Below are 21,406 nucleotides of genomic sequence, written 5' to 3' on the forward strand. Positions count from 1 at the left end.
TTTACCGCATGTTAGGCGGTATTTGGTTTTAACATTTCATTAACGTTTTAGCCAACGAAGTGCCGATAAATGTACCGTATAAACGGATTTTTAAAAATAGTATTATTGTAAATTAAGTGCTACAAACTATAAGCGTATGCCAATAGAAATAGAACGGAAGTTTTTGGTAAACCATACCAAGTGGGAGCAGGTTGTAAAACCACAGGGCAAATTATATAAGCAAGGGTACATATTAAGCGAAGAAAAGCGGACGGTAAGGATCCGTGTTACAAATACAGCCGCTTACATCACGCTCAAAGGTGCATCAACAGGCATTAGCCGCAGCGAATATGAATATACAATCCCCGTTGATGAGGGTAAGGAGATACTGCAAAACTTTGCCACATCGGCCATTGAAAAAATACGTTACAATATTAATTACGCAGGGCATGTATGGGAGGTAGACGTATTTAGCGGCGTAAACAACGGGCTTATTGTTGCCGAAATAGAATTAAATAGTGAAAACGAACCGTTTGAAAAACCCGGTTGGGTAGCAGAGGAAGTAAGCCATGACAGCCGTTATACTAATGCAAGTCTGTCTGTACACCCATATATAGGTTGGCAATAGCTAACCTAAAATTACCGCATAAAAAAACCTGCCTCTGTAAAGCAGGTTTTTTTTATTGGAGATAATATTATTCCCAGCCAGAACCTTTTTTTGCATTACCTGCTTTAACGTGTTCTTCTGCTGTTGCTTTGCCCATGATAGCTGCCATTTTGTTACCTTCTGCATCTTTACCTGTAGCAATGTATCTGCCAGATTTGATGTCGATAACCGGATCGATCATTGGAACATTTTTAGTTTTAGTCTTTACTGAATACGCGGTGATTCCTGAAGCTGCCATGTTTAGTTTTTTTTAAGTTTTAATTGTAACTGGATTAATTATGTTTTGTTTTTATTATCTGTCAGTTTGTTTAGCACCCTAACAGCCAATGTTTATAATAATGAAGGCAATATATGTATTTATACTTAACTAACAAATTATACAAAAGGTGATTTTTTTGCACATATTAGCGGATAAACGTCCGAATAGTGGAATTTACGGCCATAATTGAAACTCCGTTTAAATAAGCGTCTCTTACAAAGCCGGTTTATCTAACACAGCTATAGCTGCCCGGTTGGCCAATACTACGTCGCCTCTACCGAATGTAACTTAATTATATTAAAGGCAGAGCAGGTTAAGCTGTTTATGGCTTAGTTTAATGAGCCCTTTACCTTGAAATTTAAGTATCAGTATATTTCAACTAAAATGATGCATATATTAGTATGTATCGAACTTTTTACCAAGTATGGCGTTTATCAATCAAACAATAATATTTAGCATGAAACCATACACTATATTAAGTATGTGCGCGCTGGCCCTGGCTTCGTGTACAGGCAACGGAAACAAAGTGACAGACACTACTAAAACTGTGGCAGAAGACACTCTAAAGCGACTACGCTAAACGCACCGGCGCAAAACATGGAGTATTGCTTTTTGCGTACCGAGGGTACGAGTAACCAGGATACCACAGCGGTACATTTAGTTATTAATTCAGAAAAAGTAAGCGGCGAAATGCAATGGCTGCCAAAAGAAAAGGACGCACGTAAAGGCACCCTTGAGGGTACAATGAAAGGTAACGATATTAAAGCCGTGTGGACGTTTACGCAGGAGGGGATGAAAGATACAATGGCTATTGCTTTTCAACTATCTGCGCAGCAACTTGGCCAAAAACCTTTTAAGGTTGTTAAAGATGGCCGCCAGGAAACTGACGGTGCCGCGGGTTATACTATAATATATAAGCTTGATAATTGCAGCAAGTTTAAAACTGCTGATAAGCCGGCGCTATAATATAAACTGATTTAAGTACTCTTACTTTATTGTATGCCTCGTTATTTATAGCGGGGCATTTTTATTTATGTTGATGCCTGGGTATTAAAAAACTTAGTCGGCAGTGCCTATGTCTGATTTTGGTGCATTGCTGCTTTTAACAGAAGCTGTTACCGCATCTTGCTGCAATTTATTAGCCTCGGTTTTGGTATCAGTTTTAACTGTAAGCGAAAATGCGGTTACTGCTGATGTTAATATTAATGCTGCTGCTATGATGATTTTTTTCATGATATGATTTGTACGGTACTTATAATTAATCGGCTGAGCCTACGTCTGATTTTGGTGCTGCTGTGTTTTTAACAGATGTAGTAATAGCGTCTTCTTGTAATTTGTTAGCGTTTACTTTGTTATCCGTTTTAGTAGTAAGCGAAAATGCAGTTACTGCTGATGTTAATACTAATGCTGCGGCTATGATGATCTTTTTCATGTTTGTTGCATTTGTTGGTGAATAGTGTTGATGGTAATAATTAGTCTGCGGTGCCTACGTCTTTTTTGTTATCGGCAGTACCAACATCTTTTTTGTTTTTAGCATCCGCTGTGCCTACGTCTTTCTTGTTATCAGCAGTACCTACATCTTTTTTATTGTCTGCAGTACCAACGTCTTTTTTGTTTGTGAAAGTTGCTGCGTTAACTGTAGTTGCTGTTACTGTGCTGAATATGATTGCTGCTGCTATGATTAGTTTTTTCATGATCGTTATATTTTGTGGTTGTATTATTTGTTTTTATGTGTGGTTGTTATTTAATTCTGTGGTGGTTGTTAATTAGTCTGCGGTGCCTACGTCTTTTTTGTTATCGGCAGTACCAACATCTTTTTTGTTTTTAGCATCTGCTGTGCCTACGTCTTTCTTGTTATCAGCTGTACCTACATCTTTTTTATTGTCTGCAGTACCAACGTCTTTTTTGTTTGTGAAAGTTGCTGCGTTAACTGTAGTTGCTGTTACTGTACTGAATATGATTGCTGCTGCTATGATTAATTTTTTCATGATCGTTATATTTTGTGGTTGTATTATTTGTTTTTATGTGTGGTTGTTATTTAATTCTGTGGTGGTTGTTAATTAGTCTGTGGTGCCTACGTCTTTTTTGTTATCGGCAGTACCAACATCTTTTTTGTTTTTAGCATCTGCTGTGCCTACGTCTTTCTTGTTATCAGCTGTACCTACATCTTTTTTGTTTTTAGCATCGGCGGTACCAACATCTTTTTTGTTTGTGAAAGTTGCTGCGTTAACTGTAGTTGCTGTTACTGTGCTGAATATGATTGCTGCTGCTATGATTAATTTTTTCATGATCGTTATATTTTGTGGTTGTATTATTTGTTTTTATGTGTGGTTGTTATTTAATTCTGTGGTTGTTGTTAATTAGTCTGCGGTGCCTACGTCTTTTTTGTTATCGGCAGTGCCTACATCTTTTTTGTTTTTAGCATCTGCAGTGCCTACGTCTTTTTTGTTATCAGCTGTACCTACATCTTTTTTGTTTTTAGCATCGGCGGTGCCTACATCTTTTTTGTTTGTTAGAGTTGTTGCGTTAACTGTAGTTGTTGTTAAAGCGCTGAAGATGATTGCTGTAGCTATGATTAATTTTTTCATGGTGGTTATATTTTGTGGTGGTATTATTTGTTTATATGTGTGGTTGTTATTTAATTCTGTGGTTGTTGTTAATTAGTCTGCGGTGCCTACATCTTTTTTGTTGGCTACTGTGCTTTTTTCAAAAGTTGCAGTTGGTTTAACCTCGGCGTTTTTTGTGCATGATGGTAGTACGCCTGCGCTTAAAATGATGATTGCTGCTGCTATGATTGATTTTTTCATGTTCGTATTTTTAATTAGGGGTGTTTAATGTTATGATGTTAATTAATTAATCGGCAGTACCGATGTCTTTTTTTACAAGGGCAAGGCTTGGGTCAATTGTAATGATGGCGGTAGGCTTTACACTAACCTGTTTGGTATATGATGGTAAAACCGCTGTTGTTAAAATGATTGCTGCTGCTATTATTATCTTTTTCATAACTGTGTTATTTTTATCTATTAGGGGTATTTATAATTTGAAATGGTTAATTAATCGGCGGTACCAACATCTTTTCTAAATGTGATGTTGTTTTGCTCAATTGTTGCAGTTGGTTGTACATTAACCTGTTTGGTGTATGATGGTAAAACCCCTGTTGCCAGGATCAATACCGTGGCGATAATTAACTTTTTCATGTTTTGTGTTTTAATATTTTTTTATTACTGCTTATCTAAAATTAGTCTGCGGTACCAATATCTTTTCGGATACCTGTCGTCGCCTTTAAAAACATATCCATTGTTATGCGCATGCTTGTTGGTTTAACGCAACTTGATATTAATATCCCACTAAGTAGAAATACGTATGCCAGTACTGTCTTTTTCATATTATTTTATCCCGTTAATTAGCCAATTTTATTTAGCCTTTAAGCAATTTTTAATTATACAACCATTTGCTATAGTTTAACTATTTTTTACTAACTATTAGTTAATGAAATAGCTATATTTTAGGGGTTATCGTATATTACAATAACGTGTTAATAACTGTGTAACTTCTTAACAATCAGTAAATTAACATCACAAATATAATTATGTTTTTTAATTATCACGCAATGTTGATAAAAAAAAATCTTGCTGTTTTTTACTAACTTTAACCCAATGAAACATAGTTTGTAATTATTTTATAACTTTCACCATTATATCAACGTATAGAGCCCTAATGAATAAAATTTTTACGCTGCTTGTTGTGTTTCTTATTAGCTGTACTGTTGCACGCGCCGTGGATAAAAACGACGTTGCCGCGCAGGATACTAATGAGGTGAATAAGCTTAATAAGTTGGCTTATGATAACCGTGGTACCAACCCCGAGCAAACGGTTGCCTTTGCTACCAAAGCACTGGCCATTGCCGAAAAGGCAGGTTACGAAAAAGGCATGGGCGAAGCTTACCGCGTGAGGGGGATAGGTAATTTTTATTTAAACCAGGCAAGTGCCGCTATTCGCGATTATTTACAAGCACTGGCAAGTTTTGCAAAAATTAAAGATCTGCGCAGCGAGGCTAAGGTTTATAATAACATCGGAAACCTATATCTCGACAATAATTACACGAGTTCGTTAGAATATCTGAAAAAAGCGCTCGCAATAGGCCAAAAACTAAATGATCAGCAACTTATTGGTTCAACGTATCTAAACATTGGTAACGTTTATTACCGTAAGAAGATTTTTCACCAAGCATTAAGTTATTATGATAAGGGTAACAGTATATTTTTAGCTATAAAAGATACTTTTAATACTATACAAGCCTTACAAAACAGAGGGGTTATTTATTTCAACCTTAACCAGTTTGATAAAGCAGAGCAGCTTTTGTTAGCAGCCAATAAAGCAGCGAAGGAAAAAGACCTGAACAAACCGGTAGCCAGTACTAACCTTACGCTTGCATCGCTATATATAGCACAAGGCCGCTTTGACGAGGCTAATAAAGTAGTATTAGAGGGGCAAGCTTACTCTAAAGCTCTAAAAGATGAGAAGTTGGAATCTGACTACAATTATACCAATTACCAGTTGCAAGCTAAGCAAAAGCATTACGAGAAGGCCCTTACATATTTACAAACGATATTTCGGCAGGATAGTACCATTTACGCATCTAACGAATCTACTCAGATAAATATGCTGCAGGAACAATTTAAGCAGCAGGCAAGGCAGCGAGAGAATGAACTAACCATTCAACGCCAGCAAAATGACCGGATCAAGTTTTGGGCCGTTACAGTAGTAGCAGGCCTTTTAATGGTGGTAATAGTATTGCTGGTGAGCAACGTTAAACGCAAAACGGTAACCAATACAAAACTTACTGAACTGAATGAAGAGGTATCGCGGCAGAAAGATAACCTGGATAGGGTAAACCATCATCTTGAAGAAATTATTGATGAGCGTACTAAAGATTTGCAGATTAAAAATAAGAAACTCTCCGAGTATTCATCTTACCTCTCGCACCAGATCCGTGGCCCAATCGCAACGCTGCGTGGTTTAATGAATCTGGAAAAAGAAGGCCTTGTTGATGAGAAAGAGTGTATAAATATGATGGACAAGTGCGTTTCAGATATCGACCAAAAGATAATTGAAATGAGCGAAATGCTTAATGATACCAGCAGGACCACAGTTTAACTTGCTACTGTAACCCTGGGTAGGTGCTGTGGATCTGCGCCTCAAACAATCCCAAATACATACAATACCTTGATATCATTTGTAATATAAGCAATTGCCTGTGCCTTTTGTAACCTTCAGTTTCAAACGCTAAGGTTTCGTTACCGGCAGTAACAAAAAACCTAACCTCGCCCTCGCGCGGTTTTAAATGCGAACGGAATAGCCCGAATGCTTTAACTTTTAACTTGCTGCGGCTGTCATGTATAGTTCCAACTGTTTGCTGGTCGGCGTTGGCAATAGATATCATGTAGTTTGACATAGTAGATCTGCTTCTGTGTTTACCTATGCCTGTACAATTATAAATCCAATTGGGGTAATTGGGTGAGTATTAAATAGAAAACGGCAATAAATCGAACTTAATTTTCATTTAACGTAATTAATTAAGATTAGCTTAAAATAATTAAACAAAAGTCAAGGGTTTTCGATTTATTACCGTAATAAAACAGCTACTAACTGTTGTATATATTGAACAGTACCTAATTAATTAGATCGCTACATTGCCTTTGCTCAGCAATTCTTCATAAAGTAAAATTACTTTACGTTGCAAATTGGTGATCTCAGCTTCCCTGTCAACCAGTTTTTTCTGGATAATGCTCAGGCTTACATCTTGTGTGCTTGGCTCTTCGGTATACTCAAGCGACAACAGGTTAACAACACTCACCTCAAAAATATTGGCAATTTGCTCCAGTCTCGATAGGTTGATATCCGTAACACCCGTCTCTATTTTCGAAAACGCGGGGATAGATATACCTAAACGGTTTGCAACATCTTCCTGGCTCCAGCCATGTTCGTGGCGCAGGGTACGGATGTTTTTACCTGCCGATTTATTTGTCTTCTTTTTTATAGTCTCGCTCATCATATACATAATAATAGTTAATTAAGGGAAAAGGGTATTAACTATTAACCAAACGTAATGCCAATATTAAATAAGTGCTTATTGTGTACAATTAACGCATAGTTAATGTTTCGCCAAAAAAAACTGTGGAATTAAATCTACAATAAGTGGGAATAAAGGTTATTCCACCCCACTTATTATACTCAGCTTGGCAAACTTTAAAAGCAATTGTTTCTGGCCAATCTCTTTAAAAAAGATGGTTGCCTTAATGTCTGGCTTGCTGCCTTCAAGTGTAAGCACCTTGCCAAAACCAAAACGCTCATGTTCTACCTGCATGCCTACTTGTAAGTTTGAGGTATCCGACGGCTTAAAATCAGCAGATGGCACGTGTGCCTTAGCTAATATAGAAGTGGTTTTAACAGGTGGCGCGGCAGCCGGTTTAGGCTTGGCATAGGTGTCGTTTTTTCGGCTCCAGGTGGTGCGTTCGTCATCGTATGCCGAGCCCCCTGCAGAGGCTGCCGGCCTTGCCGTAAAGTCCAGTTCCAGGTACTTGGCATCTATCTCATCCAAAAACCTGCTGGGCTCGCAACTAATAAGCGTGCCGAATTTAAAACGCGACGTGGCATAACTGATGGTTAATTTAGATTCGGCACGGGTTATGGCCACATAAAACAGGCGGCGTTCTTCCTCAAGGTCGCTGCGCGAGTTAAGTGCCATTTGCGATGGGAATAGATTTTCCTCTAACCCCACAATATGCACTTGTGGAAACTCTAACCCCTTGGATGAGTGGATGGTCATCAGCGATACGGTGTCGGCATCTTTGTTTTTATCCTTGTCATCATTGGTTAAAAGTGCCACATCCTGCATGAAAATATCCAGGCCTTTTTCTTCAATATCTTCCCGTTCAGAGAATTCTTTGATCCCGTTCAACAGCTCCTGGATGTTTTCGTATCGGTTAAGTCCCTCAACAGATTTGTCCTCATAGAGATCTTTAAGTAACCCCGAGTGCTTAGCGATATGCAATGCGGCCTCGTAAGCACTTTGGTTTTTGGTGATCACCTGGAAGCTTTGGATCAACGTGGCAAACGTGTTTAGCGATGCCGGCGCTTTTTCTACATAGCGGTTTGCCTCCAGTATAACATCGAAAGGGGTAAGGCGGTTGCGGTCTGCCGCTACGATTATCCTATCCATTGTGGTATCACCAATACCACGTTTTGGGTAGTTGATAACACGTTTAAGCGCTTCCTCATCATTGGGGTTGAAAGTAAGCCTGAAATAGGCTATCAGGTCTTTGATCTCTTTACGCTGATAAAACGACAGGCCACCATATATTTTGTATGGGATGCCGTTTTTACGCAAGGCTTCCTCCATAGAACGCGACTGCGCATTGGTACGGTACAGAATGGCAAAATCGTGCCAGTTAAGCCCATTTGAGGTGCGCTGGTACATAATCGCATCAGCAACCTGCTTGCCTTCCTCGTTGTCGCTAAAGGCACGCATTACCTTTATTTTGTCCCCGGTTTCCTTTTCAGAGAAAACGTTTTTCTTTAGCTGCTCTTTATTGTTGGCAATAATGCTGTTGGCAACGTTTACAATATTTTGAGTAGACCGGTAATTTTGCTCCAGTTTAAATATTTTCAGGTCGGGGTAATCTTTCTCAAAATTGAGTATGTTTTGGATGTTTGCCCCACGGAATGCATAGATACTTTGCGCATCATCGCCCACCACACAAAGGTTTTCGCTAACGGCGGCCAACGTTTTTACAATTTTGTATTGCGAGTGGTTGGTATCCTGGTACTCATCCACCATCAGGTACTTAAATTTGTGCTGGTATTTGTTCCTTACATCCGCATGATCTCTTAATAACTCATTGGTCTTCAATAGTAAGTCATCAAAATCCATGGCGCCTGCGCGGTAGCAGCGTTGCGCGTAAGTTTCGTATATCTTACCTATTAGCGGTCGTTTGGACGATTCATCGTCGGCCTGTATTTGCGCATTGTTTTGGTATTCGGCAGGGGTGAGCAAGCTGCTTTTTGCTGCCGAGATACGGTTTAAAACCGAATTGGCGCTATACAGCTTATCATCCAGCTGCATCTCTTTTAAAATAGCACGCAATACGCTTTTGCTATCATCGGTATCGTAAATGGTGAAGTTGCTTGGGTAACCAATTTTATTGGCCTCCACCCGTAAAATTTTGGCAAATACCGAGTGGAAAGTACCCATCCAGATGTTTTTAGCTTCGGGGCCAACCATTTGGGTAATACGCTCGCGCATCTCTTTGGCGGCCTTGTTGGTAAACGTAAGTACCAGTATATTAAAGCTATCTACCCCCTTGCGTATGAGGTGCGCCACCCTAAATGTGATAACCCTTGTTTTACCCGAACCCGCGCCTGCAATAATCATTACCGGGCCATTAACCTGTTCTACAGCTGCCTTTTGTTCGGGATTTAACCCTGCTAAATAATCCAAATCCTGTTCCTCTTTTCTTGTACCGCGAAATTAGTTATTTGCACGGGAAAGCTAAATTAATTGGTAAGGCAATTTTTAAACAATTAACAAAATCATTGTTCCATATTTTTCATTGGCATACCTTTACCGTGCCCTGGTAATTAATGATACGCCCAAATGGTTTAAATGCTATTTCTACATTCACATGAACACTATCACCAGAATCTTTACCGATGGCAAGCACAGTAGGGGTGAAAAATGGAGGGAGTGAAATGCCCAAAACGGTTGCGGCTACATCGTAAATGACAAGGGTGCCGCCTAAGACTTCGGCGCTGAGATAGATGTTGATTATTTTAAACCGTTCTACCAATAGGTCGCCGTCCATCCATTGTTTAGAAATCACTCTTTTGCTGTCCAATCGCCTGCTCCAAACTTCGTTATTCGCAAACGGAGTTAATATCAATTCGGCCTCGGCTGCTTCAGAACTTTGAGGTAGTTGGGCAATTTTGCCGAACAGGTCATTAATAAGTCCTTTACCACGCGTTACTTTAAATTGCCCTAAGGCGCGGGTGCTTGTTTGGGCCTGGTGAAAGGCGTGCAAGTTTGGAGCTAAATCTTCGTAAGCATCACCAAGGAATTTTTGATAGAGGCTTTTGTTGCCTGCATATTCTTTGCTCGTTGATAATTGCCCTTTAAAAGTAGCATAAATGATCCAGCCAAATGGATAAAGCCAAATAATATCGTTCCATAAATTTACCCATAAAAAAGCAGGGGTTAATTTGCCTTGCATAATGTAATAAACAGAACCGAATGGCCCTAAAAGCTTGCCGAGCCAGCCCACGAAAATAAGCGGCCAGTAAGCAGTTGGGTTTAATGATGCAAAGTAATAGGCAATGCCATAAACGCCAATCAGCATGCCCACGCAACGTAAAATGATAAGCAGGAAATCGGTAGGAGGATTGCCAAAAAGGATGGTTTGCGGGTAGGAAGAAATAACAGCGCCCCAAAAGATGTTATAGACAGCGGCAAAAAACATTATGAATTTCGCCCATTTAAGTTTGGTAGTAGGTTGCATACTTAATGTATTAAATTATCAGTCAAAGTTAAAACATAAATATTGAATTTTCAATATTTACTGAAAGATTATTATATTACGTAAGCTTTTTTTTTTATTCCGTCAACTTTTAAAGAGTTTAAAAGCAAATCCGTTACCTTCTTTTCGCTGCGAAGAGAGGGTGGCCGAGCGAAGCAATGACCGGGTGAGTAAATATCGAAGCCCCACTCCATTTGCACATCCTTAAAACAATTATCAATTTAGCCAATTATCTAAGTACATGAATAAACTCGCCAACTCTACCTCGCCATATCTACTGCAGCATGCCAATAACCCAGTTAACTGGTACCCATGGGGGGCAGAAGCGCTGCAAAAAGCTAAGGACGAGAATAAATTGATACTGGTGAGTATTGGCTACTCGGCTTGCCATTGGTGCCACGTGATGGAGCATGAGAGTTTTGAGGACGAGGCCGTAGCCGGGGTGATGAACGAGTATTTTGTTTGTATAAAGGTGGATAGGGAGGAGCGCCCCGATGTAGACCAGATCTACATGAGCGCCATTCAACTCATGAGCGGCCGCGGTGGCTGGCCCCTTAACTGCATTTGCCTACCCGACCAAAGGCCTATTTATGGTGGTACTTACTTCCGTAAAAACGACTGGACAAGCCTGCTGTTTAACCTGGCCGATTTTTATAAAACCAAACCCGAAGAAGCCGAAGAATACGCTGTACGCCTAACCGATGGCATCAAACAATACGAATCGGTTGCTTTTGTTACCGAGCAGCCGCAGTACACAAAAGCCGACCTGGAAACCATATTGGCAACATGGCGCAAATATATCGACCCGGTTGAAGGTGGCTTTGGCGGCGCGCCCAAGTTCCCCATGCCGAACAATTCGCTGTTTTTGATGCGTTACGCGCATTTGATGAAGGACGAGGCACTGGCCCAAAATGTTAACCTTACGCTAAAGAAAATGGCCTTCGGTGGTATTTACGACCATATTGGCGGCGGTTTTGCCCGTTATGCGGTTGATGGGGTATGGCATGTGCCGCACTTCGAGAAGATGCTTTACGATAACGGCCAGTTGCTTAGCCTTTATGCTGAGGCTTACACCTGGAACCACGATCCGCTTTATAAAATGATAGTTGACGAGATCATCACATTCATCAGCCGGGAATTAACATCGCCCGAAAATGGCTTTTACTCAGCTTTAGATGCCGATAGCGAGGGTAAAGAAGGCAAGTTCTACATTTTTACCAAAACTGAAATAACAGAGATACTGGGCGATGACGCCGATATATTCAATATCTACTACCACGTTACCGATGATGGCAACTGGGAGGAAGAGCAATCGAACGTTTTTTACCGCCGCGAAGAGGATACCGAACTCGCTAAGTTGCTTGGCCTAACGGTTGAAGATCTGGTAAATGGGGTATCCGCATCCCGCCAAAAAGTTTTGGATGCACGCAGTAAACGAATCCGCCCGGGATTGGATAACAAGATTCTTGCATCATGGAACGGCCTGATGCTAAAAGGCCTTTGCGAATCTTATCGCACATTTAATAATCCCGAATACTTACAGCTTGCATTAAAAAACGCGGCGTTTATAACAGGCAGTTTGATCGCCGGCGCAAAAGTATCACGTGTATATAAAAAAGGTGACTCCTTCTCCGAAGGAGAGGGCCGGGGAGAGGCATTCCTTGACGATTATGCCAACGTCATCGATGCTTTTATATCCTTGTACGAGGTTACCTTCAACGAAGCATGGCTTAACCTGGCTCAAAAACTTGCCGATTACACGCTTGCCCATTACTACAATGCCGAGGGCGGGATCTTTTTTTACACAGCAGATAACGATGAGATGCTGATAGCCCGCAAATCTGAAATTATGGATGGCGTTATCCCTGCTTCCAACTCGGTAATGGCGCGCAACCTTAAAAAGTTGGGGCTGTTTTTTGATAATGAGGGCTACCTGGAGGTATCAGCACAGTTGCTTCGCAACATTGTACCGCATTTAGCAAAGTACGGCACCGCTTATTCCAACTGGAGCATCTTGCTATTAGAAGAGGTTTTTGGCACTTATGAGGTTGCTATTACCGGCAACAATGCTGAAGTTAAGCGCATTGAAATGGAACAAAATTACATTCCCAATAAAATTATCTTGGGGGGTAAGGATGGAAGTTTACCTTTGCTGGCAGAAAAGTTTAGCAGCGATACACGGATATTTATATGCAGGGATAAAACCTGTGGCATACCTGTAAACAATATCAGCGAAGCATTAAAACAAATAAATAATTAATTCCTTATATAAATAAACAGGTATTGTGATAACCCGGCTAACGCGGGGATGGAGTTCCAAGCCTACTAAAAATTATTAGATGAAAATTCAACAAGAACATGTAGTATCATTAACATACGACCTGTATGTTAAAAAAGAGGACGGAACAGAAGGCTTGCAGGAAAGCGCTACACAAGAGCAGCCGCTTACCTTTTTGTTTGGCGCAGGCCAGATGATCCCAAAATTTGAAGAGGAATTAAGCACCTTGTCTACAGGTGATACTTACGATTTTCATATTAAATCAGCAGAGGCTTACGGCGAATTTGACGAAGAAGCTGTAGCTAACCTGCCAAAAGAAATGTTCCAGGGACAAGAATTGCCACAAATTGGCGAGGTTTTGCCTTTGCAGGATAACAATGGCAACCGTTTCCAGGGCCAGGTTGTATCTATTAACGAGGATACTATAATTGTAGACCTTAACCACCCAATGGCAGGCCAGGACCTTCACTTTAAAGGTGAGATCCTGAACGTGCGCCCGGCAACTCCAGAGGAGTTATCGCACGGCCACGCGCATGGTGCAGATGGTCACGAAGACCACTAATATCCGCACCCCGGTACCCTCATGGGAGGAAGTATAACATCACATAAAGAAAACGCCGAATGAAATTCATTCGGCGTCCTTGTTATAAAACTTTGCTATTCAATTTCCTGTTCATGGGATTAGGAGATTATTCAAAATCTAAATGTAACCGGTTGTTGATCTCGCATCGTATGATCACTCTGCAAGCAACTGGTTCGCCGTTTAAAGTGGCGGGTATAAACTTAAGGTCGGCAGGGTCGGGCAGCTTAATATTCATGTTTACCGTTTTAAATGGCTCTACCGTCGCATATTGTATTAAGTTTACCTTATAATCAGCCAGCCGCCCGCCCGGGCTAATTAATAGTTCAACAGTTGCGATAACCGCATCGCGGTCAATTTCTTTATAACCCTTTGGCAAGGTAAACAATGTTAAGTAAGGGAGATAACCATAAAAAACGCCGCCAATTTTTATAGGCTTGGTAACCTTATCTCCCTCTTTAAGTTCCTTATCTACAAAGTACCTAAGGCGCGATGTAGTGTCTTCCTTCGCCTCATAAAAAAGGCGGTTATTGGTATAGTCATATGTTTGTATGATTACGCCATTGCGGTCTGCAAACTTCCAAAGGCCTGTTCTTTTATCTTTATCATAAAGGCCTGTAGCAACAACAACCTTATTTTTATACAGCGCTTTAAATAAACCACAGCGTGTGTTTACCTCCTTAGCCAGTACTTTGTAAACTTCGGTAACATCGGTGGATATCCTTCGTTTTACCTCTATGGTATCCTGCGCAAAGCAGATATTGATAAAGAGGACCGCGGCAAATAATAATAGGTAGCGTTTTAACATGGTAGTAGGTAGCATTGGTTAAACGGTATTACGAATATACTCGATAGCCGGGTTTATGTTTTGCAGATCAGCAATAAATTCTTTTTTATTGATGGGCGATATCACCACCGAATCAAATTTGTTATAAAACACCTCATACCTGTCAAATGATAGGGCAGGGGCGCTTAAAATGGTTTTGGTTGATGTTATCTTGCGGATGTCTTCTATCGGGATGGTAAGGTTCACAAAAAAGCCGCATTTAACTTTTAAGGTATTGTCGGCCGTTATGGTGTAGCGGGTATTTAGCAACGGGATAACAATAACGCCCGTTAGTGCGATGAGTGACACTGCCGAAAGGTACAGGCCGTTAAAAATGTAACTCACCTCCATAATCAATAGCAGACCAATTACAATATAAATTATAAAACCCTTTTTGGTAGGGTAAATCTTATCCCCGGTTGTCATTTTATAAAGATAAGTAAAAACCTAAAATTATGCACCACCGCCACGTCGGCCACCACCGCCACCACCACGCCCGCCGCGGCCACCACCTCCGCCGTTACGGCCCTGCCTTCCCGCGAATTGCTGCAGGCGCATGGTAAATGAGAGCATCAAGTACCTTCCCAAACGATTGGTACGTGTATCAATGATCTGGTTACCGCTAACCGAACGTGTTACACCCGTGTTTTGGTTGAAAAGATCAAACGCCTGGAAACGCAGGGCTGCCAAATGATTTTTCATGAACTGATACTCCACATAAGTACTTAGGAGGGTAAGGTTGGCCTTAACGGTGCTGCTAAAACCACTGTTAAAGGTTTGGGTAAGGTTGTAGCCCAACACCAGGTTATAAAAAAAGTAGTTGCGGCCATCCAGTCGCAAAGTCCATGTTTTCGCATCCGAACTTAGGAATGTAGGGATGCTGTTACGGGTTTTATTGATGCTGTAATTACCGCTTATTTCGGTATCCATCAGGCTGTCGATATCGATCCGGACCTTAGCGCCCTGGTTAAATACCCAGTTTTTGGCCAGGTTACGGTTGCCTTCGGTAAAGTTGATATTGTTATTGTAGTTAACCCCGCCGTTTAAAGTAACGGTGAATTTGCGGTTGGCAAACGGTTTAGAAAAAGCATAATTACCATTGGCAGAGTAAAAACCGCTGGTATTTAAATACCTTGTTTCCTGCTTAGTGCTATCTATAGTTTGCGGTTGTGTACTGGTAACAATTTTATTTTGCGTGGTGCTGAATGATAGATTGGTAAACAACGAGTTGCCGCTTGTAAGGTCGAACTGGTTGTAGCGCATGTTGATGTTGTTGGTAAACTCAGGTTTCAGATCAGGGTTACCGTAAATACGGTTTTGCGGGTTCGAAAAATCCGGCTGCAGCTGCAATTGCGTAAACGATGGCTGGTTGTTGTTGCCAGTATAATTAACAGATAGCGAGTGGTTCTTTTTGAAGTTGTAAATAAACCTTGCGGTAGGGATGTAATTGAACGTATTTGTCGAAGTAGCAAAATTATGCGATTCGCCGTTCAACGTAGCGGGCTGCACAGCAAGGCCAATGGTGTAATTGTATTTGGGTTTTATCCCCCTGATGTTTAATCCAAAACGGTTGGTGATGAACTGGTAGTTATAAACGGTGCTAAGCGAATCGATATAGGTTTGCGCTTTTGTTGCACTGTCTATGCGGTAATTCAACCGGTTATTATCGGTATTAGAATAGTTGTAAGCGTAGTTTGCCTCCAAATAAGTTGTCTTGCCGATAGGTTCGGTATAGCTTAGGCTAACGTTCGCCCTTTTTGAGCTGTTGTTGGTGTAGATCTGCTGATACGGCGGCGTAGTTGCGTCTTTTGGCTCTGTTATATATTCCTCGTATTGGTCCTGGTCGTTCTTGGAAAAATTGAAACCGGAGTTGATGCTGAAGTTACGGCCCTTCCTTTTAAATTTATGATTAAACAATATAGTTGCACCCCCACTTGGCGAGTTGCCGTTTGTTAAAGTTAACTCGTTCCCATTTATCTCGATGTTCTTGCGGGTGTTATTAAAAATATCCGTGTTATCGCTGTTTGATGAATTGTAAGAATAGCTGGGATTTATTTTAAGATAGTTGGCTGTATCTATCCGGTACTCGAGGTTAAAATCTAAACGGTGATTGATGTTGTTGGTTTTGCCCACGCTGTTGTCGTTGTTGATAATTACACCGGTTGGGAAGGTAACCTGCTGTTGCGATGTGCTGGTGGTCAATTTATCCCTGTCGGCAAAGCTGTAACTGCCATAAGCCGTTACTTTTTTGCCCCATTCATCACGATAGTTAAACCCTAACGAACGGTTGGTGGTAATGCCATTTGCGGTGCTGATGCCTCCGGCTGCTGCGCCGCCTCCACCACCTCCTCCGCGGCCGCCTCCACCGCCGCCCGCAGCCAGGTTAAAGGAGTTGGTATTGGTGTTGTTCCAGGTGCCGATAACAGAGATCTGCCTGTCTTCCTTAAACGCGTTTGCCGATAACTTTGCCAGGTAGCGGTCGTCGTTACCAACACCCACCGTAGCCTGCCCAAATTTACCGGTACGTTTGCCCTTTTGTATGGTTATGTTCAGGATCTTCTCCGGTTCGCCGGTTTTGATGCCGGTAAGGTTGGCCTGGTCGCCGTAATCGTCAATCACCTGTATGTTCTCTACAATATTGGCAGGCAAGTTTTGGGTAGCCGTTTGCACGTCGCCGCCAAAGTAATTTTTGCCATTTAAGCGCACCTTGGTCACCTGCTTGCCGTGGGCGGTTACGTTGCCATCTTTATCCACTGTAATGCCCGGCATTTTTTTGATCAGGTCTTCCACCTGCGATCCCTCACGTACTTTGTAGGCCGCGGCATTATACTCAACCGTATCTTCCTTAATTATTATGGGTAGTGCTGCCGCTGTTATTGTAACACCATCTAATCGGTTTACCTGCACTTTTAATTTAACAGGGGCAAGCTGAATGGGTTTGGTATCGTTATCCATCACATACTTGCGGGTAAACGCCTGGTAGCCAAGCCCCGAAATAGTTACTTTAAAGTTTTTCGATTTCACTTGCGCAAAGTGGAATTTGCCATTTACATCGCTGCCAATAACAACACTATCTGTTGCCGAGGTGAGCTTTACGGTAACGCCGCCAACATTTCCTAAGGTATCTGTAACAGTACCGTTCACATCGCGTGGTTGTTGAGCAGATACCCTTCCGAAAAAGAATACGCCTAAAAACAGAGATAGGAAATATTTTGTCATGGCCGTCGTTATTTAGCTTTACGACAATGAATGTATTGCGAAAGTTTAAGCTTTATAATAATCGTCATATGATTGTTGCAAGGAGTTTACTGTCGTCATATAATTGTTGCAATGAGAGAGACATTTAACTGATAATTTAATTATTCTTTAATTTTTTCATCGGGTTTTAAAAACCAATGGCTATCTTTAGTCCGTAAATCACCTTTGATTAACCTAATTAATTAATAAACCCAGAGATACGAATGGCATTTATACATGATGTGCTACAGGAACCATCTTACGGATGGAAAAACGCAGACGGCGAGCTTTCTAAGCCCACCCCAAAGCAGATATTTTCAGAATTTTTTTCACGCCTAAATATATTTAAAGACAAAAAAAACTGGCTCTCTTTTATGAGTTGGGGAATGGTGTTGTTTTTAGCCCCGTTCTTGTTTTTGTTCCTTTTTAAATACTTTTCTATCCAGGGCCTTGTAATAGCCTTTGTTTATAGCATGATGGTTATGGGTACCCACGGTACCATCTGGTACCACAGGTATTGTACGCACGGCGCGTTCAAGTTTCGCAATAACTTTTGGCGTTTTGTAACCCAAAACCTTACCCTTAAAATTATTCCTGAAGAGATCTATGCGATATCGCACCACGTGCACCACGCGTTATCTGATACCCCGGGCGACCCATATAACGCGCAGGGCGGTTTTCTGTACTGCTTTTTAGCAGATGCCAACCACCAGCCTGTTAATCGTAACCTTGATGAAAAAGGCTTTAACCGTTGTATCACTTTAATGAAACATACAGGTGTTACCTGTAATACCTACGCGCAGTATAAAAAATGGGGTTCAATAGCTAACCCTTTCCATATGGTACTTGGCGTTATTGCCAATTGGGCATTTTGGTTCACTGTATTTTACCTGCTTGGCGGCATTGGCTTAGCTTGCGCGATATTTGGCGCGGCCGGTTTTTGGGCTGTGGGTGTACGTACCTTTAACTACGAAGGACACGGCAAGGGCGAAGATAAACGCCGCGGAGGTGTAGATCATAATTTTAAAGATATGTCGGTTAACCAGCTTTGGCCGGGTATTGTTGCCGGCGAATGGCACAATAACCACCACTTGTACCCAAAAAGTGCAAGGTCGGGGTTTAAGCCACACCAGGTTGATAGCGCTTGGTATTACATTAAGTTTATGCACATGATAGGTGCAGTAAGCCACTACCACGATTCAAAAAAGCAATTTTATAAAGATTACATAAAAGCCGGGCCTTCTAAGGTCGTTTCCGAGCCGGTTGTGTGCCCAACAACGGGCAAGCAGATCTTCGCTACCGAGGTCAATTAATAATTGACGATAATATTTTAGCCCGCTAACATGGGTTCACAATTAAAAGGGGTACGAAAGTGTCCCTTTTTTGTTTAAAAGCGTTTTTTGCGCTGTGATTTTTAAAAATGAATATATAACTTAGGCAACCAATTATTCATAACCTAAAATTCTGATGTTTAAAAAAGCTATTTGTGTGTTTGCCGGCTTGCTGGCAACTGCTGTACTTGCTGCGGGCGCTTATGCGCAAAGCAAGCCTGTTGGTATTTTTGATGGGAGTGCTGATGTAGGAAGTGTTAAACACAAAGGTGCTGTTATTTATGAAGCCCTATCACAGCAGTACACTGTTACTGCATCGGGCACAAACATTTGGTTTGATAAAGATGAGTTTCATTTTGTGTGGAAAAAAATGAAAGGCGATTTTATTTTGCGCACCAATGCCTCCTTCATAGGTAAGGGCACCGAGGCTCATCGTAAGTTCGGCTTAATGGTACGCAAGTCGTTAGCAGGCAATTCGGCACATATAAACGCAGTTGTGCATGGCGATGGTTTAACATCCTTACAATATAGAAGGGCAACAGGCGATAGCACTCGCGAACAAAAGGCAAACATAACCGGTGCAGGCGTGCTACAGTTAGAAAGAAAAGGCAATACCTACACCATGTCTGTAGCCCGTAATGGCGACGTATTTGGACCCGAACAAAAGATAGATCTCGATTTGGGTGATGATGTTTACGTAGGCATATTTGTGTGCTCGCATAATGCTAACGTAACCGAAAAAGCCGTTTTTAGTAACATTCGTATTGTGGTACCGGCCCCGGCAAATTTAGTTACTTATAAATCTTATATCGGTAGCAGTATCGAACTGCTTGATATGGAAAGCCATAACAGCCGTATCATTTATCAGTCGCCAAAATCGTTACAGGCACCAAATTGGACAACCGATAACAAATCGCTTATTTATAACAGCGAGGGCACGCTTTACAATTTCAACCTGGCTACTAATACGCCAAAAGCTATAAATACAGGTAAGGCAAAAAACAATAATAACGACCATGTTCTATCGTTCGACGGTAAATGGCTTACTATTAGCAGTGGCGATGGTGGCCCGTCAACAGGATATGTTGTGCCTGTAACAGGTGGCGAAGCGCGCAAGGTTATGTTTGAGAAAGGCGCGTCTTACATGCACGGCTGGTCGCCGGATGGTAAATACCTTGTATTTTGCGGCGAGCGCGATGGCGAGTATGATGTTTATCGCATCCCGGTTTCAGGCGGCGCCGAAGAAAGGTTCACTACAACCAAAGGCCTTGATGACGGCCCCGAGTACACACCCGACGGCAAGCATATCTATTTCAACTCGGTACGCTCTGGTTTAATGCAGGTTTGGCGCATGGATGCTGACGGCAGCAACCAAACGCAGATAACTAATGACGGTAATAACAACTGGTTCCCGCACGTATCGCCAGACGGTAAATGGATCGTATTTATAACTTTCCTTAAAGGCGAAGTTGAGCCCGGCGATCACCCTTTTTACAAGCATGTTTACATCCGTGTAATGCCAATAGGCGGGGGCGAGCCAAAGGTGGTTGCGTATCTATATGGTGGGCAGGGCACTATCAATACGCCGTCGTGGTCGCCTGATAGTAAGCATATTGCCTTTATAAGTAATACCAGTTTGCTGTTTCCAACGTTTCCAATTAGTAAAAACTAAGTTCAACTAAATCTCAAAATATAATGAATCCATCACGCAGAAGTTTTTTAAAAACAGGGGCCATTGCAGCCACAGCGGCGGCAATAATGCCTAAAAATATATTTGCCGCCCCCGGCCCGATACAAAGGGTAGGTTTACAGCTATATTCGGTACGCGATGCCATGATGAAAGACCCTACCACCACGTTGAAGAAACTGGCCGATATGGGTTACCAGCACGTAGAACACGCCAACTATATAAACCGCAAGTTTTACGGGTGGACAGCAAAAGAATTTAAAAAACGTCTGGACGACCTGGGCATGCAAATGCCAAGTGGCCACACTGTGATGACGCCGGCACACTGGGATGCCGCCACAAATGACTTTACCGACGTTTGGAAATATACTGTTGAAGACGCAGCCGCTATGGGCCAAAAATTCGTGATCAGCCCGTGGATGGACGATAAAGTTAGGCACGATACCGACCTGCTGAAGCGCACAATGGACCAGTTCAACAAAAGCGGCGAGCTTTGCCAGAAATTCAACATGAAGTTTGGCTACCACAACCACGATTTTGAATTTACTACCATGGTAGGCGATATCCGTCTGTTCGATTATATCATGCAAAATACGGATCCTGAAAAGGTATCACAACAGCTGGATATTGGAAACATGTACGGCCGCGAGAACAATGCAGCAGGTATCATCGAGAAATATCCGGGAAGATTTATCTCGATGCACGTTAAGGACGAGGTGAAAAGCGCGGATAAAAATGAAGGAACCGGTTACGAAAGTACTATCCTTGGCAAAGGCGTTTTACCTGTTAAGGATGTGTTGAAAACTGCCAAAAAAATAGGCGGAACCGTTTACCTCATCATCGAACAGGAATCTTACCAGGGCCTTGATCCGATAGATTGTGTAAAAATTGACTTACAAACCATGAAAAAGTGGGGATATTAAGGAGTAAAAACTACCTTACACCCCTGTAAACGTATTTATAACATTTAATTACTCACCATTGAATTTA

Annotated in this window: 26 protein-coding genes; 8 read left to right on the forward strand and 18 right to left on the reverse strand. The window is 41.7% G+C overall.

Features of this window, described 5'->3' with window-relative positions; genetic code table 11:
* Positions 1-136 precede the first annotated feature (136 nt).
* Positions 137-607 carry a CYTH domain-containing protein gene (locus ABIB39_RS10430; RefSeq protein WP_354429693.1) on the forward strand — a complete coding sequence of 157 codons (471 nt, stop codon included), beginning with the start codon at positions 137-139 and terminating at the stop codon, positions 605-607.
* A 67-nt stretch (positions 608-674) separates the two neighbouring features.
* Here ABIB39_RS10430 and ABIB39_RS10435 read toward each other — a convergent pair whose 3' ends face one another.
* Positions 675-884, reverse strand: a complete 210-nt coding sequence (locus tag ABIB39_RS10435; RefSeq protein ID WP_354429694.1) for a hypothetical protein — start codon at positions 882-884, stop codon at positions 675-677.
* 618 nt (positions 885-1,502) lie between these two features.
* Here ABIB39_RS10435 and ABIB39_RS10440 point away from each other — a divergent pair.
* The gene (locus tag ABIB39_RS10440) at positions 1,503-1,871 is read left to right on the forward strand and encodes a hypothetical protein (protein ID WP_354429696.1); all 369 of its coding nucleotides are present in this window, start codon (positions 1,503-1,505) and stop codon (positions 1,869-1,871) included.
* Positions 1,872-1,964: 93 nt separating this feature from the next.
* Here the strand turns inward: ABIB39_RS10440 and ABIB39_RS10445 are convergent, their stop codons facing one another.
* From ABIB39_RS10445 to ABIB39_RS10490, 10 genes are all read right to left on the reverse strand, one after another.
* Positions 1,965-2,138, reverse strand: a complete 174-nt coding sequence (locus tag ABIB39_RS10445; RefSeq protein WP_354429698.1) for a hypothetical protein — start codon at positions 2,136-2,138, stop codon at positions 1,965-1,967.
* Positions 2,139-2,163: 25 nt separating this feature from the next.
* Positions 2,164-2,337 (reverse strand): hypothetical protein, encoded by a 174-nt coding sequence (locus ABIB39_RS10450; RefSeq protein WP_354429700.1) that lies wholly within the window; start codon positions 2,335-2,337, stop codon positions 2,164-2,166.
* A 40-nt stretch (positions 2,338-2,377) separates the two neighbouring features.
* Positions 2,378-2,599: a hypothetical protein gene (locus ABIB39_RS10455; RefSeq protein ID WP_354429701.1), complete on the reverse strand. Its 222-nt coding sequence runs from the start codon at positions 2,597-2,599 to the stop codon at positions 2,378-2,380.
* Positions 2,600-2,671: 72 nt separating this feature from the next.
* Positions 2,672-2,893: a hypothetical protein gene (locus ABIB39_RS10460; protein WP_354429701.1), complete on the reverse strand. Its 222-nt coding sequence runs from the start codon at positions 2,891-2,893 to the stop codon at positions 2,672-2,674.
* Between the two features lie 72 nt (positions 2,894-2,965).
* Positions 2,966-3,193, reverse strand: a complete 228-nt coding sequence (locus tag ABIB39_RS10465; protein WP_354429703.1) for a hypothetical protein — start codon at positions 3,191-3,193, stop codon at positions 2,966-2,968.
* A 72-nt stretch (positions 3,194-3,265) separates the two neighbouring features.
* Positions 3,266-3,493, reverse strand: a complete 228-nt coding sequence (locus tag ABIB39_RS10470; protein ID WP_354429705.1) for a hypothetical protein — start codon at positions 3,491-3,493, stop codon at positions 3,266-3,268.
* A gap of 72 nt (positions 3,494-3,565) precedes the next feature.
* A complete protein-coding gene (locus ABIB39_RS10475) occupies positions 3,566-3,712 on the reverse strand; it encodes a hypothetical protein (RefSeq protein ID WP_354429706.1) in 147 nt (48 codons plus the stop codon).
* Between the two features lie 46 nt (positions 3,713-3,758).
* Positions 3,759-3,908, reverse strand: a complete 150-nt coding sequence (locus ABIB39_RS10480; protein WP_354429708.1) for a hypothetical protein — start codon at positions 3,906-3,908, stop codon at positions 3,759-3,761.
* 50 nt (positions 3,909-3,958) lie between these two features.
* Positions 3,959-4,102, reverse strand: a complete 144-nt coding sequence (locus ABIB39_RS10485; protein ID WP_354429710.1) for a hypothetical protein — start codon at positions 4,100-4,102, stop codon at positions 3,959-3,961.
* A 41-nt stretch (positions 4,103-4,143) separates the two neighbouring features.
* On the reverse strand, positions 4,144-4,290 hold the full coding sequence (locus tag ABIB39_RS10490) for a hypothetical protein (protein ID WP_354429711.1): 147 nt from the start codon (positions 4,288-4,290) through the stop codon (positions 4,144-4,146).
* A 332-nt stretch (positions 4,291-4,622) separates the two neighbouring features.
* Here ABIB39_RS10490 and ABIB39_RS10495 point away from each other — a divergent pair, with 332 nt between their 5' ends.
* Positions 4,623-6,062 (forward strand): tetratricopeptide repeat protein, encoded by a 1,440-nt coding sequence (locus ABIB39_RS10495; protein WP_354429713.1) that lies wholly within the window; start codon positions 4,623-4,625, stop codon positions 6,060-6,062.
* Positions 6,063-6,066: 4 nt separating this feature from the next.
* On the opposite strand, the gene ABIB39_RS10500 is transcribed toward ABIB39_RS10495, so the two are convergent.
* The 4 genes from ABIB39_RS10500 to ABIB39_RS10515 form a co-directional block, all read right to left on the reverse strand.
* A complete protein-coding gene (locus ABIB39_RS10500) occupies positions 6,067-6,360 on the reverse strand; it encodes a hypothetical protein (protein WP_354429715.1) in 294 nt (97 codons plus the stop codon).
* A gap of 225 nt (positions 6,361-6,585) precedes the next feature.
* A complete protein-coding gene (locus ABIB39_RS10505; RefSeq protein ID WP_354429716.1) occupies positions 6,586-6,957 on the reverse strand; it encodes a helix-turn-helix domain-containing protein in 372 nt (123 codons plus the stop codon).
* 159 nt (positions 6,958-7,116) lie between these two features.
* The gene (locus ABIB39_RS10510) at positions 7,117-9,405 is read right to left on the reverse strand and encodes an ATP-dependent helicase (RefSeq protein ID WP_354429718.1); all 2,289 of its coding nucleotides are present in this window, start codon (positions 9,403-9,405) and stop codon (positions 7,117-7,119) included.
* A 109-nt stretch (positions 9,406-9,514) separates the two neighbouring features.
* The gene (locus ABIB39_RS10515; RefSeq protein ID WP_354429720.1) at positions 9,515-10,459 is read right to left on the reverse strand and encodes a DUF4166 domain-containing protein; all 945 of its coding nucleotides are present in this window, start codon (positions 10,457-10,459) and stop codon (positions 9,515-9,517) included.
* Between the two features lie 259 nt (positions 10,460-10,718).
* Here ABIB39_RS10515 and ABIB39_RS10520 point away from each other — a divergent pair, with 259 nt between their 5' ends.
* Together ABIB39_RS10520 and ABIB39_RS10525 are read left to right on the forward strand one after the other, a co-directional pair.
* The gene (locus ABIB39_RS10520; RefSeq protein WP_354429722.1) at positions 10,719-12,737 is read left to right on the forward strand and encodes a thioredoxin domain-containing protein; all 2,019 of its coding nucleotides are present in this window, start codon (positions 10,719-10,721) and stop codon (positions 12,735-12,737) included.
* Between the two features lie 79 nt (positions 12,738-12,816).
* A complete protein-coding gene (locus ABIB39_RS10525) occupies positions 12,817-13,317 on the forward strand; it encodes an FKBP-type peptidyl-prolyl cis-trans isomerase (protein ID WP_354429724.1) in 501 nt (166 codons plus the stop codon).
* A 127-nt stretch (positions 13,318-13,444) separates the two neighbouring features.
* Here the strand turns inward: ABIB39_RS10525 and ABIB39_RS10530 are convergent, their stop codons facing one another.
* The 3 genes from ABIB39_RS10530 to ABIB39_RS10540 are packed head-to-tail and all read right to left on the reverse strand — an operon-like array spanning position 13,445 to position 17,380.
* Positions 13,445-14,143: a toxin-antitoxin system YwqK family antitoxin gene (locus ABIB39_RS10530; protein ID WP_354429727.1), complete on the reverse strand. Its 699-nt coding sequence runs from the start codon at positions 14,141-14,143 to the stop codon at positions 13,445-13,447.
* Between the two features lie 18 nt (positions 14,144-14,161).
* Positions 14,162-14,587, reverse strand: coding sequence for a PH domain-containing protein (locus ABIB39_RS10535; RefSeq protein ID WP_354429729.1), 426 nt, complete (start codon positions 14,585-14,587; stop codon positions 14,162-14,164).
* 27 nt (positions 14,588-14,614) lie between these two features.
* A complete protein-coding gene (locus ABIB39_RS10540; RefSeq protein ID WP_354429731.1) occupies positions 14,615-17,380 on the reverse strand; it encodes an outer membrane beta-barrel protein in 2,766 nt (921 codons plus the stop codon).
* Between the two features lie 242 nt (positions 17,381-17,622).
* On the opposite strand from ABIB39_RS10540, the gene ABIB39_RS10545 reads away from it, so the two are divergent.
* From ABIB39_RS10545 to ABIB39_RS10555, 3 genes are all read left to right on the forward strand, one after another.
* Positions 17,623-18,711, forward strand: a complete 1,089-nt coding sequence (locus ABIB39_RS10545; protein WP_354429732.1) for a fatty acid desaturase — start codon at positions 17,623-17,625, stop codon at positions 18,709-18,711.
* A gap of 154 nt (positions 18,712-18,865) precedes the next feature.
* Positions 18,866-20,401, forward strand: coding sequence for a TolB family protein (locus ABIB39_RS10550; protein WP_354429734.1), 1,536 nt, complete (start codon positions 18,866-18,868; stop codon positions 20,399-20,401).
* Positions 20,402-20,424: 23 nt separating this feature from the next.
* Complete coding sequence (locus ABIB39_RS10555) at positions 20,425-21,339, forward strand: sugar phosphate isomerase/epimerase family protein (RefSeq protein ID WP_354429736.1); 915 nt, start codon at positions 20,425-20,427, stop codon at positions 21,337-21,339.
* Positions 21,340-21,406 lie beyond the last annotated feature (67 nt).

The sequence above is a fragment of the Mucilaginibacter sp. UYP27 genome (assembly GCF_040547175.1).
Classification (GTDB): Bacteria; Bacteroidota; Bacteroidia; order Sphingobacteriales; family Sphingobacteriaceae; genus Mucilaginibacter.

Excerpts from the sequence above, each read along its gene's own strand:
- ABIB39_RS10430 (WP_354429693.1), top strand. The coding sequence starts at position 137 with ATGCCAATAGAAATAGAACGGAAGTTTTTGGTAAACCATACCAAGTGG.
- ABIB39_RS10435 (WP_354429694.1), bottom strand. The coding sequence starts at position 884 with ATGGCAGCTTCAGGAATCACCGCGTATTCAGTAAAGACTAAAACTAAA.
- ABIB39_RS10440 (WP_354429696.1), top strand. The coding sequence starts at position 1,503 with ATGGAGTATTGCTTTTTGCGTACCGAGGGTACGAGTAACCAGGATACC.
- ABIB39_RS10445 (WP_354429698.1), bottom strand. The coding sequence starts at position 2,138 with ATGAAAAAAATCATCATAGCAGCAGCATTAATATTAACATCAGCAGTA.
- ABIB39_RS10450 (WP_354429700.1), bottom strand. The coding sequence starts at position 2,337 with ATGAAAAAGATCATCATAGCCGCAGCATTAGTATTAACATCAGCAGTA.
- ABIB39_RS10455 (WP_354429701.1), bottom strand. The coding sequence starts at position 2,599 with ATGAAAAAACTAATCATAGCAGCAGCAATCATATTCAGCACAGTAACA.
- ABIB39_RS10460 (WP_354429701.1), bottom strand. The coding sequence starts at position 2,893 with ATGAAAAAATTAATCATAGCAGCAGCAATCATATTCAGTACAGTAACA.
- ABIB39_RS10465 (WP_354429703.1), bottom strand. The coding sequence starts at position 3,193 with ATGAAAAAATTAATCATAGCAGCAGCAATCATATTCAGCACAGTAACA.
- ABIB39_RS10470 (WP_354429705.1), bottom strand. The coding sequence starts at position 3,493 with ATGAAAAAATTAATCATAGCTACAGCAATCATCTTCAGCGCTTTAACA.
- ABIB39_RS10475 (WP_354429706.1), bottom strand. The coding sequence starts at position 3,712 with ATGAAAAAATCAATCATAGCAGCAGCAATCATCATTTTAAGCGCAGGC.
- ABIB39_RS10480 (WP_354429708.1), bottom strand. The coding sequence starts at position 3,908 with ATGAAAAAGATAATAATAGCAGCAGCAATCATTTTAACAACAGCGGTT.
- ABIB39_RS10485 (WP_354429710.1), bottom strand. The coding sequence starts at position 4,102 with ATGAAAAAGTTAATTATCGCCACGGTATTGATCCTGGCAACAGGGGTT.
- ABIB39_RS10490 (WP_354429711.1), bottom strand. The coding sequence starts at position 4,290 with ATGAAAAAGACAGTACTGGCATACGTATTTCTACTTAGTGGGATATTA.
- ABIB39_RS10495 (WP_354429713.1), top strand. The coding sequence starts at position 4,623 with ATGAATAAAATTTTTACGCTGCTTGTTGTGTTTCTTATTAGCTGTACT.
- ABIB39_RS10500 (WP_354429715.1), bottom strand. The coding sequence starts at position 6,360 with ATGTCAAACTACATGATATCTATTGCCAACGCCGACCAGCAAACAGTT.
- ABIB39_RS10505 (WP_354429716.1), bottom strand. The coding sequence starts at position 6,957 with ATGAGCGAGACTATAAAAAAGAAGACAAATAAATCGGCAGGTAAAAAC.
- ABIB39_RS10515 (WP_354429720.1), bottom strand. The coding sequence starts at position 10,459 with ATGCAACCTACTACCAAACTTAAATGGGCGAAATTCATAATGTTTTTT.
- ABIB39_RS10520 (WP_354429722.1), top strand. The coding sequence starts at position 10,719 with ATGAATAAACTCGCCAACTCTACCTCGCCATATCTACTGCAGCATGCC.
- ABIB39_RS10525 (WP_354429724.1), top strand. The coding sequence starts at position 12,817 with ATGAAAATTCAACAAGAACATGTAGTATCATTAACATACGACCTGTAT.
- ABIB39_RS10530 (WP_354429727.1), bottom strand. The coding sequence starts at position 14,143 with ATGTTAAAACGCTACCTATTATTATTTGCCGCGGTCCTCTTTATCAAT.
- ABIB39_RS10535 (WP_354429729.1), bottom strand. The coding sequence starts at position 14,587 with ATGACAACCGGGGATAAGATTTACCCTACCAAAAAGGGTTTTATAATT.
- ABIB39_RS10540 (WP_354429731.1), bottom strand. The coding sequence starts at position 17,380 with ATGACAAAATATTTCCTATCTCTGTTTTTAGGCGTATTCTTTTTCGGA.
- ABIB39_RS10545 (WP_354429732.1), top strand. The coding sequence starts at position 17,623 with ATGGCATTTATACATGATGTGCTACAGGAACCATCTTACGGATGGAAA.
- ABIB39_RS10550 (WP_354429734.1), top strand. The coding sequence starts at position 18,866 with ATGTTTAAAAAAGCTATTTGTGTGTTTGCCGGCTTGCTGGCAACTGCT.
- ABIB39_RS10555 (WP_354429736.1), top strand. The coding sequence starts at position 20,425 with ATGAATCCATCACGCAGAAGTTTTTTAAAAACAGGGGCCATTGCAGCC.